Origin of the sequence: Streptomyces spongiae (assembly GCF_009377185.1) — a bacterium.
In the GTDB taxonomy this organism is placed as follows: Bacteria; Actinomycetota; Actinomycetes; order Streptomycetales; family Streptomycetaceae; genus Streptomyces; species Streptomyces spongiae.
Genome location: NZ_VJZC01000404.1, coordinates 1 through 9,134, shown reverse-complemented (window position 1 = coordinate 9,134; position 9,134 = coordinate 1). Strand labels below are relative to the sequence as shown.

8 protein-coding genes are annotated in these 9,134 nt (G+C 71.5%); 2 read left to right on the top strand and 6 right to left on the bottom strand.

From position 1 onward, the window contains the following. Positions 1-18 precede the first annotated feature (18 nt). Both recQ and FNH08_RS36020 read left to right on the top strand, forming a co-directional pair. Positions 19-2,073 (top strand): DNA helicase RecQ, encoded by a 2,055-nt coding sequence (gene recQ / locus FNH08_RS36025; protein WP_152775738.1) that lies wholly within the window; start codon positions 19-21, stop codon positions 2,071-2,073. Between the two features lie 65 nt (positions 2,074-2,138). After that, entirely contained in the window at positions 2,139-2,549 is a 411-nt protein-coding gene (locus tag FNH08_RS36020) for an NUDIX domain-containing protein (protein ID WP_152775737.1), read from the top strand. Between the two features lie 51 nt (positions 2,550-2,600). Here the strand turns inward: FNH08_RS36020 and FNH08_RS36015 are convergent, their stop codons facing one another. The 6 genes from FNH08_RS36015 to FNH08_RS35990 all read right to left on the bottom strand — a co-directional run. After that, positions 2,601-5,396 carry a fumarate reductase/succinate dehydrogenase flavoprotein subunit gene (locus FNH08_RS36015; RefSeq protein ID WP_322726040.1) on the bottom strand — a complete coding sequence of 932 codons (2,796 nt, stop codon included), beginning with the start codon at positions 5,394-5,396 and terminating at the stop codon, positions 2,601-2,603. A gap of 11 nt (positions 5,397-5,407) precedes the next feature. Continuing rightward, a complete protein-coding gene (locus FNH08_RS36010; protein WP_152775735.1) occupies positions 5,408-6,235 on the bottom strand; it encodes an ABC transporter ATP-binding protein in 828 nt (275 codons plus the stop codon). Beyond that, complete coding sequence (locus FNH08_RS36005; protein WP_322726041.1) at positions 6,219-7,088, bottom strand: ABC transporter permease; 870 nt, start codon at positions 7,086-7,088, stop codon at positions 6,219-6,221. The genes FNH08_RS36010 and FNH08_RS36005 overlap by 17 nt, the downstream gene beginning before the upstream one ends. Positions 7,089-7,129: 41 nt before the next feature. After that, positions 7,130-8,473, bottom strand: a complete 1,344-nt coding sequence (locus FNH08_RS36000) for an ABC transporter substrate-binding protein (RefSeq protein WP_152775734.1) — start codon at positions 8,471-8,473, stop codon at positions 7,130-7,132. Between the two features lie 14 nt (positions 8,474-8,487). Continuing rightward, complete coding sequence (locus FNH08_RS35995; RefSeq protein ID WP_030379773.1) at positions 8,488-8,715, bottom strand: 4Fe-4S dicluster domain-containing protein; 228 nt, start codon at positions 8,713-8,715, stop codon at positions 8,488-8,490. Between the two features lie 65 nt (positions 8,716-8,780). Beyond that, positions 8,781-9,134, bottom strand: a 354-nt coding sequence (locus FNH08_RS35990; protein ID WP_152775733.1) for a GntR family transcriptional regulator, incomplete at its 5' end; no start/stop codon positions are given.

Below are 9,134 nucleotides of genomic sequence, written 5' to 3'. Positions count from 1 at the left end.
GGACAGGTGATGACTGGGATGGGTGGGACGGGTGTGATGGAAGTGGACGGGGCGGTCACGGAGGCAGGGCGTTCGGCCGACAGCGAGGCGCTGGCCGTGCTGCGCCGGGTCTTCGGGTACGACGCCTTCCGTGGTGAGCAGGAAGAGATCATCGAGCACGTGGTGGCGGGCGAGGACGCCGTCGTGCTCATGCCGACCGGCGGCGGCAAGTCACTCTGCTACCAGATTCCGGCGCTGGTCAGGCCGGGTACGGGCGTGGTCGTCTCCCCGCTGATCGCGCTGATGCAGGACCAGGTGGACGCGCTGCGGGCGCTGGGCGTGCGCGCCGGGTTCATCAACTCCACGCTGGACTTCGACGAGCGGCGCGTGGTGGAGGCGGAGTTCCTGGCCGGCGAGCTGGACCTGCTGTATCTGGCGCCGGAGCGACTGCGGCTCGACACGACACTGGACCTGCTCGGGCGGGGCAAGATCTCGGTGTTCGCCATCGACGAGGCGCACTGCGTGTCGCAGTGGGGCCACGACTTCCGGCCCGACTACCTGACGCTGTCGCTGCTGGGCGAGCGCTGGCCGGACGTCCCCCGTATCGCGCTGACCGCGACGGCCACTCGCGCCACGCACCGGGAGATCACCGAGCGGCTGGTCATGCCGAGGGCCCGCCACTTCGAGGCCAGCTTCGACCGGCCCAACATCCAGTACCGGATCGTCCCCAAGGCCGACCCCAAGAAGCAGCTGCTGTCCTTCCTCACGCAGGAGCACGCGGGCGACGCGGGCATCGTCTACTGCCTGTCGCGGAACTCGGTGGAGAAGACGGCGGAGTTCCTGAGCAGGAACGGCGTCGAGGCCGTGCCGTACCACGCCGGTCTGGACGCCGGCACGCGCGCGGCCCACCAGGCACGGTTCCTGCGGGAGGAGGGCCTGGTCGTCGTGGCGACCATCGCCTTCGGGATGGGCATCGACAAGCCGGACGTACGGTTCGTCGCGCACCTCGACCTGCCGAAATCGGTGGAGGGCTACTACCAGGAGACGGGCCGTGCCGGGCGTGACGGGCTGCCGTCCACGGCGTGGATGGCGTACGGGCTCCAGGACGTCGTCCAGCAGCGGAAGCTGATCCAGACCGGCGAGGGCGACGAGGCGTTCCGCCGCCGGGCCGCCGCGCACCTGGACTCCATGCTGGCGCTGTGCGAGACGGTCCAGTGCCGACGGGGGCAGCTGCTGGCGTACTTCGGGCAGGAGCCGACCCCTGGAGGCTGCGGCAACTGCGACACGTGCCTGAACCCTCCGGAGACCTGGGACGGCACCGTCGCCGCCCAGAAGCTGCTGTCCACGGTGGTGCGGCTGCAGCGGGAGCGCGGGCAGAAGTTCGGGGCCGTGCAGATCATCGACATCCTGCTGGGGAAGCGGACCGGCAAGGTCATCCAGTTCGACCACGACCAGCTGTCCGTCTTCGGGATCGGCGAGGAACTGAGCGACGGCGAATGGCGCGGTGTCGTACGGCAGTTGCTCGCGCAGGGGCTGCTCGCGGTGGAGGGCGAGTACGGGACGCTGGTGCTGACCGAGGGCAGCGGATCCGTGCTGCGGCGGGAGAGGGAGGTGCCGCTGCGGAAGGAGCCGAAGAAGCCGGTGGCCGCGCGGGCGGCCTCGGGGGGCTCGTCGTCCTCCGGCCGTGGCGAGCGCAAGGCGAAGGCCGCGGCGGTCGAGCTCCCCGAGGACCTGCTCCCGGTCTTCGAGGCGCTGCGGGCCTGGCGTGCCGAGCAGGCGCGCGAGCAGGGCGTTCCGGCGTACGTCATCTTCCACGACGCCACGCTCCGCGAGATCGCCACGGCGCGGCCGACATCGGTGGACCAGCTGGGCGGTATCAGCGGGGTCGGGGAGAAGAAGCTGGCGACGTACGGGGAGGGGGTGCTGGCGGTGCTCGCTTCCCTGGGCGGGGCTTCGGAGGAGTCCTCAGTTCCCGACAGTTCGCGAGGTGCGGGAGCCTCGGCGCGCGGGGCGGGCGACGTGGCCGCGGACGCCGACGGCCCCTTCGACTGGCCGGATGCCGAGCCGGAACCCGAGCCGGACGACTGGGCGTAGGCGACGGGGGCGTGGGCGTGGGCGTGGGCGACCGGGCGTAGGCGACTGGGCACAGGAGGCACGCGATGGACCAGCGGGAGGAGTCGAGGCAACGCGACGCCATCGTCGCCGTGCTGCGGCGGGGCGATCGCGTGCTCGTCATCGAGCGCGGACCGGAAGCCCGGCGGTCGGGCTACTGGGCGCCGCTCAGTGGGAAGGTCGAGCCGGGCGAGAGCCAGGCGGAGGCACTGGTTCGGGAGGTCCGCGAAGAGGTGGGACTGAAGGCGTCCCCGCTGGCGAAGGTGTGGGAGTCGGAGACGGACGACCGACGGTTCCGGCTGCACTGGTGGACCGCGGACGTGGCACAGGGGGAGGTCGTCATGCAGCCCGGCGAGGTGAGCGACGCGCGGTGGGTGACGGTGGGGGAGTTTCTGGCACTGGAGCCGACCTTCGCCGAGGACCGGGAGTTCTTCGAGCGGATCCTGCCTGAGATATGAACGGCCGGGGACGCCGTAGTCGGCGCCCCCGGCCAGGGTGGGCAGTCGGGGTCACAGAGCACGTGACGCGTACGCCCTCACATCCGCGTCGGAGTCCTTCGTGGCAGTGGTGAGGGCCACGCGGGCGTCCTTGTCGGTGCTGTGCCGTGTGAGCGACAGGACCGCCGCCTTGCGGACGTCGGCGTTCAGGTCGGCGAGGGCCCCGGCGAGGGCGCGGACCGCCACGGCGGGATCCGCGGTGGCGAGGGCCGTTGCCGCACCGGCGCGGACCTGCCACGCCCCGTCGTCCAGCGCCTCGACGGCCCGCGCGCTCAGCTGAGCCGGGCAGGCCGCGGAGGCGAGCGACCCGAAGGCGGCACCCCGGACCAGGGGATCCGCGTCCTCGGTGAGCTCGTGCAGGACGGTCCGCACCGGGTGCCCGGCATCGACGCCGGCCAGCGCCTTGGCCACGGTGACACGGACCTCGCGGGACGGGTCGCCCGCCGCCTGGGCCAGCGAATCCGCCGCGTCGACGGAGACGAGAGCGCGCACCGCCTCGATGCGGACGCCGGTGTCGGGGTCCGACAGGGCTTGGGCGAACAGTTCGGCGTCGCCCAGGCGCAGGGCGCGCAGGACATCGAGGGCCGCGGCGCGGACGACGGGGTCCGCCTCCGACAGGGCCTCGGCGAGGCCGTCACGGAGAGCGGCGTCGGGCGGCAGCGTCTCGACCAGTTCGCGCAGCGAGGCCGCCGCGGTGGCGCGGACGTCGCCGTGCGGGTCGCGGAGCGCGGAGGCGAGAGCGGGACCGGTGCCGGGCGGCAGGGTCTCGGTGAGGACGGCGACGGCCTCGCGCCGGACAGCGGGCGCGGGGTCGGTCAAGTAGGGCTGGAGGGTGGTGAGTTCGGGTTGTTCGTCGGCGAGAGCGACGAGTTCGAGGAGGCGGGCGGAGGATGTCTCGGAAGAGCCGGAGGAGGACGTCTCGGGGGAGCTCTCGGAGGAGGAGTCGGGAAGCGGGGCGTGCCCCGTCCCCGAGGTCTCCGGGGCCTCCGGGGTTCCGGACACCGGCGCCACATCGCGTGCCCCGGCCGTCGCCACCTCCTCGGCGTGGACCTCACCGAGGTCGCGGGACGGGCCGCCGACCGGGCTGAAGCCCTCGACGGGGATCAGGTACGGAGCGACCGGGCGGGCCGTGAACTCCATCGAGCCGGAGGGGGACTTGTGCAGGTCGAGGTGGTGGAACCAGGTGGTGTCGTCGCGGTGGGGGTGGTCGACGCGGTCGTGGTAGAGGCCCCAGCGGGACTCCGTGCGGGCCAGGGAGGAGCGGGCCGCCATCTCCGCGCAGTCGCGGATGAAGGTGACCTCGGCGCAGCGCATCAGCTCGTGCGGGGTGTGGGCGCCCATCTCGGCGATGTCGGTGTGCATCCGCTCGAAGGCCTCCAGGGCGAGCGACAACCTGGCCCCCGACTTCGGCGGGGCCACGTAGTCGTTCACGAAGCGGCGCAGCTTGTACTCGACCTGGGGCTGCGGAGGGCCGTCCGGGTTGCGCAGCGGGCGGTAGATCAGCTCGTGCGCCTCACGGAGCTGATCGCCCGACAAGTCACCCTCGTAGGCGGTGTACTGGGACGCGTCCGCGCCCGCCAGGTCGCCGAAGACGAACGCGCCGATCATGTAGTTGTGCGGGACGCAGGCCAGGTCACCGGCGGCGTACAGCCGGGGGACGGTCGTACGGGCGTGGTCGTCCACCCGGACGCCCGAGGCCGAGTGGCCGCCGCACAGGCCGATCTCGGAGATGTGCATCTCGATGTCGTGGGTGCGGTAGTCGTGACCCCGGCCGGAGTGGAACGTGCCGCGCGTCGGCCGCTCCGTCGAGTGCAGGATCGACTCCAGGGCCGAGATCGACTCCTCGGGGAGGTGGCTCAGCTTCAGGTACACCGGGCCGCGGTCCGAAGCCACCTCCGCCGCGAACTCCGCCATCATCTGCCCCGACCAGTAGTCGGAGTCGACGAAGCGTTCGCCGTGCCGGTTGACCTGGTAGCCGCCGAAGGGGTTGGCGACATAGGCGCAGGCCGGGCCGTTGTAGTCCTTGATCAACGGGTTGATCTGGAAGCACTCGATGCCGGTCAGTTCGGCGCCCGCGTGGTACGCCATGGCGTAGCCGTCGCCCGCGTTCGTCGGGTTCTCGTACGTGCCGTAGAGGTAGCCGGAGGCGGGCAGGCCCAGGCGGCCGCAGGCGCCGGTCGCGAGGATGACCGCGCCCGCGCGGACGACGACGAACTGTCCCGTGCGGGTGTTGAAGCCCGCGGCCCCCACGGCACGCCGGCCACCGCTGTCGCCGTCGCCCGTCGTCAGCACGCGCACCGGCATCACCCGGTTCTCGATGCGGATGCGCTCCCGCATCTCCCGGCGCCGCAACTGCCGGTAGAGGACCTTCTTGACGTCCTTGCCCTCCGGCATGGGCAGGACATAGGACCCCGACCGGTGGACCTGGCGGACCGCGTACTCGCCGTGTTCGTCCTTCTCGAACTTCACCCCGTATGACTCCAGGCGCTGCACCATGGCGAAGCCGCGGGTCGCGGTCTGGCGGACGGTGGACTGGTCGACGATGCCGTCGTTGGCGCGGGTGATCTCGGCGACATAGTCGTCGGGCTCGGCGCGGCCGGGGATGACAGCGTTGTTGACGCCGTCCATGCCCATGGCGAGGGCGCCGGAGTGGCGGACGTGTGCCTTCTCCAGCAGGAGGACGTTCGCGCCGTGCTCGGCGGCGGTCAGTGCCGCCATCGTGCCGGCGGTGCCGCCGCCGATCACGAGCACGTCGCAGCTGACCTCCTCCGCGTCGGTGAGGGCCGGGATCTGCAGGGGGGTGTCCACCAGGGTGCCTTTCAAGAACCGAGGGAGGAGAGGACGTCGCGTCGCAGCGCCACACGCGCCGGATCGTCGTGCGCCGTACGGTCGCGCGGGCGCGGTACATCGCGTACGGCGGTGAGGCGGCCCGAGCCGAGGAGGGCCACACGGTCGCCGAGGAACAGGGCCTCGTCCACGTCGTGGGTGACGAAGACGACGGTCGCGCCGGTACCGCGCAACACCTCCACGAGCAGGTCCTGCATGCCGGCGCGGGTCTGGGCGTCGAGGGCGCCGAAGGGTTCGTCCATGAGGACGGCGCGCGGTCGTCCGGCGAGGGCGCGGGCCAGTTGTGCGCGCTGGCGCTGTCCTCCGGAGACGCGGTGCGGCAGTTGCCGGGACTGCTCGGTGAGTCCGACGCGGGTGAGCCAGGACTCGGCCTGCTCCCTGCGCTCGGCGCGTGGGAGTCCCTTGATGGCCAGGGGGAGTTCGACGTTGGCGCGCAGGGTGCGCCAGGGCAGGAGGGCGTCCTCCTGGAAGATCAGGGCGCGGTCGGCGGCGGGTCCCGTCAGGGGCCGGCCGTCCTGCGAGACCTCTCCGTCGAGGGCGGGCAGAAGTCCGGCCAGTGTGCGCAGCAGCGTCGACTTGCCGCAGCCGGAGGGGCCGACGACGGTGAGGATCTCGCCGGGAGCCACGTCGAGGTCCACCGCGTCGAGCACGGGCGCGCCCGGTCGCCCGAGGGTGACGCCGTGCAGGGCGAGTCCCGCACCGGTCCGTGACGTGGTTCGCGACGTGGCCTGCGTCGTGGCCTGCGTCGTGGGCTGTGATGTGGCCTGCGACAGTGAACGGACGTCAGACGAGCTGGTCATGGGGCGCGTCCTCCTTGGTGCGGGAGCCGGTCGGTACGGGGACGGGGGCACCGCGCTCCCGCTCGCGCCGCGCGGGCCGTGCGCCGGGGACGTACGACGTGCGCGGCAGCCAGTGGGTGAGGCGGCGGCCCAGCAGTTCCACGGCCGTGGAGGTGAGCCAGCCGAGGACGCCGATCGTGACCATGCCGACGAAGACGCCCGGGTAGTTGACGATCGTGTAGTCCTGCCAGGTGCGGTAGCCGACGCCGTACTGGCCGGAGATCATCTCGGCGGAGATCACACAGATCCACGAGACGCCGATGCCGACCGACAGGCCGCCGAAGATGCCGGGCAGCGCGCCCGGCAGCACCACCGAGCCGAGGATCCGCCACCGGCCGCCGCCCATGGTCCGCACCGCCTCCTCCCACACAGGGGTGAGCGCGCGGACCGCGTGGCGCGTGGAGACCAGGACCGGGAAATACGCCGCGGTGCAGGTGATGAAGACGATGCCCTGTTCGTTGCTGGGGAAGAGGAGGATCGCCACGGGGACGAGGGCGATGGCCGGGATCGGACGGATGACCTCAAGGACCGGCCCGAGGGTGTCCTCGGCCAGGCGGGAGCGGGCCACGAGCACGCCCGTGGCCACGCCCAGCACCGCCGCCAGCAGGAAGCCGGTGACGATGCGGGTGAGGCTGTCGGTGAGGTCCGTCCAGTAGTCGGCGCCGGAGAGACGGTCGACGAAGGCGTGGGCCACGTCGGTGACGGTCGGGAACTGCGAGAAGCGCAGCCACAGGTTCACGTCCAGGCTGGTCAGCAGCTGCCAGAGGCCGAGGGCGGCCGCCAGAGAGGCCGCCCTCAGCAGATACCTGGTCACGGGATGGCCGGTCACGGGACGCCTGGCTACGGGACGCCTGGTCACGACGCCTGCTTCAGCGCGTCGTCGTACGTGACGACGCGGGCTCCGCCGTGCCCGGCGACGTACGCCTTCGCGGTCGCCGGGGCGACGAAGGGGAGGAGCTGGTCGCCGTCGGCCACCCACACCGCCTTGTCGGCGAACCACAGGGTGCCCGTGGTGGCGTCGGGCACGTAGGAGGCGCGGATGCCGTCCTTGTGCTGGGCGACGTAGGCCAGGAGTTCGGCGGGCGTCTTGAAGGTACGGGTCTCGGTGGCGCCCTTCGGCCAGATCTCGCTCGCGGCCGCAGGCGGGTTCGAGGAGAGGCGCTCGGCGTAGTCCGAGCCCAGGGCCTTCTTGACGTAGCTGTCGTCGACGAAGGAGTCCACGTCGACGTCACCGGTCAGCTTCGCCGCCTTGAGGATCGACACGTCCTTCTTCAGGGCGGACACCAGCTGCGGCTTGACGGCCGGGTCGAAGGTGGAGATGCCGTGGGCGCCGTTGTAGAGGTAGACCACCTCGGCGGGGAGGCCGGTGGCCTTGGCGACCTTCTCAGCCGCGTCCACGGGGTGGTCGTTGAGGTAGTCGGTGGCCTCCGCCTGGGCCTTGAGGAAGGCGTCCACGACGGTGGGGCGCTGCTTCGCGAAGTCCTCGCGCACCGTGACGCCGTGGAACGTCGGCAGGTTCAGCTGCGCGCCGTCGTACAGGGCCTTGGCCTTGCCCTGGAAGGTGAGCAGGCCGGGCCACGCCACGAACTGCGAGAGCGCGTCCGCGCTGCCCGCCGACAGGGCCGAAGCGCCCACCGCGGGCTGCTGGTTGAGCTTCTCGATGCCCTTCTCGGGGTCGATGCCCGCCCTCTGGAGGGCCCGTACGAGGGTGCCGTCGGCCGCCGAGCCGACGCTCGTGGAGACCTTCTTGCCCTTCAGGTCCTTCAGGGAGGTGAGCTTCGAGTCGGGGGCCGTGACGATGGTGTTGAGGCCGCCGCGGAGGTTGTAGCCGGTGACCGAGACGAGGTGCGTGGGTTTGCCCAGCTGCTTCCCGCGGGCCGCGTTGATCAGGAGCGGGAAGTCGCCCATCGAGCCGATGTCGATCTTTCCGGCGGTCATCTGGGCGGTGATGGGGGCGCCGGTGGCGTAGTCCTGCCAGTTCACCTTGTAGGTGTGGCCGTCGTGGAGGGCGTTCAGCTGCTTCTCGAAGGAGCCGAGGGAGCGGAGGAGGGTGCCTGCCGTGACCGTGTTGATGGTCTTGGACTGGTAGCCGACGGTCACCGTGACCGTGGAGCCGTCCCCTCCGGCCGCCGCGTTGCCGCCGCAGGCGGTGAGGGGCAGGACCAGGAGGGAGGCAGCGACGAGTGCTTTGTGTTTCATGGGGTTGGGGCCTCTCACCGGAGCAGATAGGGCATGTTGACCGTGACGGCTCCGGTGGGACAGCGGGCCGCGCACGGGCCGCAGTACCAGCACTCGTCGACGTGCATGTAGGCCTTGCCGTTGCTCTCGTCGATGGCGAGGGAGTCCAGCGGGCACATGTCCACGCAGAGCGTGCAGCCGTCGATGCACTTCGACTCGTCGATGGTCACGGGCACGTCGGCCCGCTGGGGCGCCAAAGCCATGGCTGTCTCCAGGGAGGTCGAGCTGTGGGTGTTGTGGTTCGCCCGGGTTGTTCTTCCGGGATGTGTCAGAGGGAGCGGCGCAGCAGGCCGCTCATGGTGATGCGGTCGCCGCGGAAGCGGATGAACTCCAGGTCGACGGGGCGGCCGTCGGCGAGGTGGGTGAGGCGTTCGAGCATCAGGACGGCCGCGCCGCGCGGGGCCTGGAGCACGGCCGAGGAGTGCGCGTCCGCGTTCACGGCCTCCAGGGTGATCTCCGCGTGCCCGAGGGGCTGGCCGGAGATGGATTCCAGGAGGCGGAAGACGTCGGTGTTCTCCAGGTCGGCGTCGAGGAGGGCGGTGCCGATGTCGAGGGGGACGTAGGTGAGGTCGAGGGACAGGGGGAGGCCGTTCAGGCGGCGCAGGCGTTCGATGTAGAGGAC

Excerpts from the sequence above, each read along its gene's own strand:
- recQ (WP_152775738.1), top strand. The coding sequence starts at position 19 with ATGGGTGGGACGGGTGTGATGGAAGTGGACGGGGCGGTCACGGAGGCA.
- FNH08_RS36020 (WP_152775737.1), top strand. The coding sequence starts at position 2,139 with ATGGACCAGCGGGAGGAGTCGAGGCAACGCGACGCCATCGTCGCCGTG.
- FNH08_RS36010 (WP_152775735.1), bottom strand. The coding sequence starts at position 6,235 with ATGACCAGCTCGTCTGACGTCCGTTCACTGTCGCAGGCCACATCACAG.
- FNH08_RS36000 (WP_152775734.1), bottom strand. The coding sequence starts at position 8,473 with ATGAAACACAAAGCACTCGTCGCTGCCTCCCTCCTGGTCCTGCCCCTC.
- FNH08_RS35995 (WP_030379773.1), bottom strand. The coding sequence starts at position 8,715 with ATGGCTTTGGCGCCCCAGCGGGCCGACGTGCCCGTGACCATCGACGAG.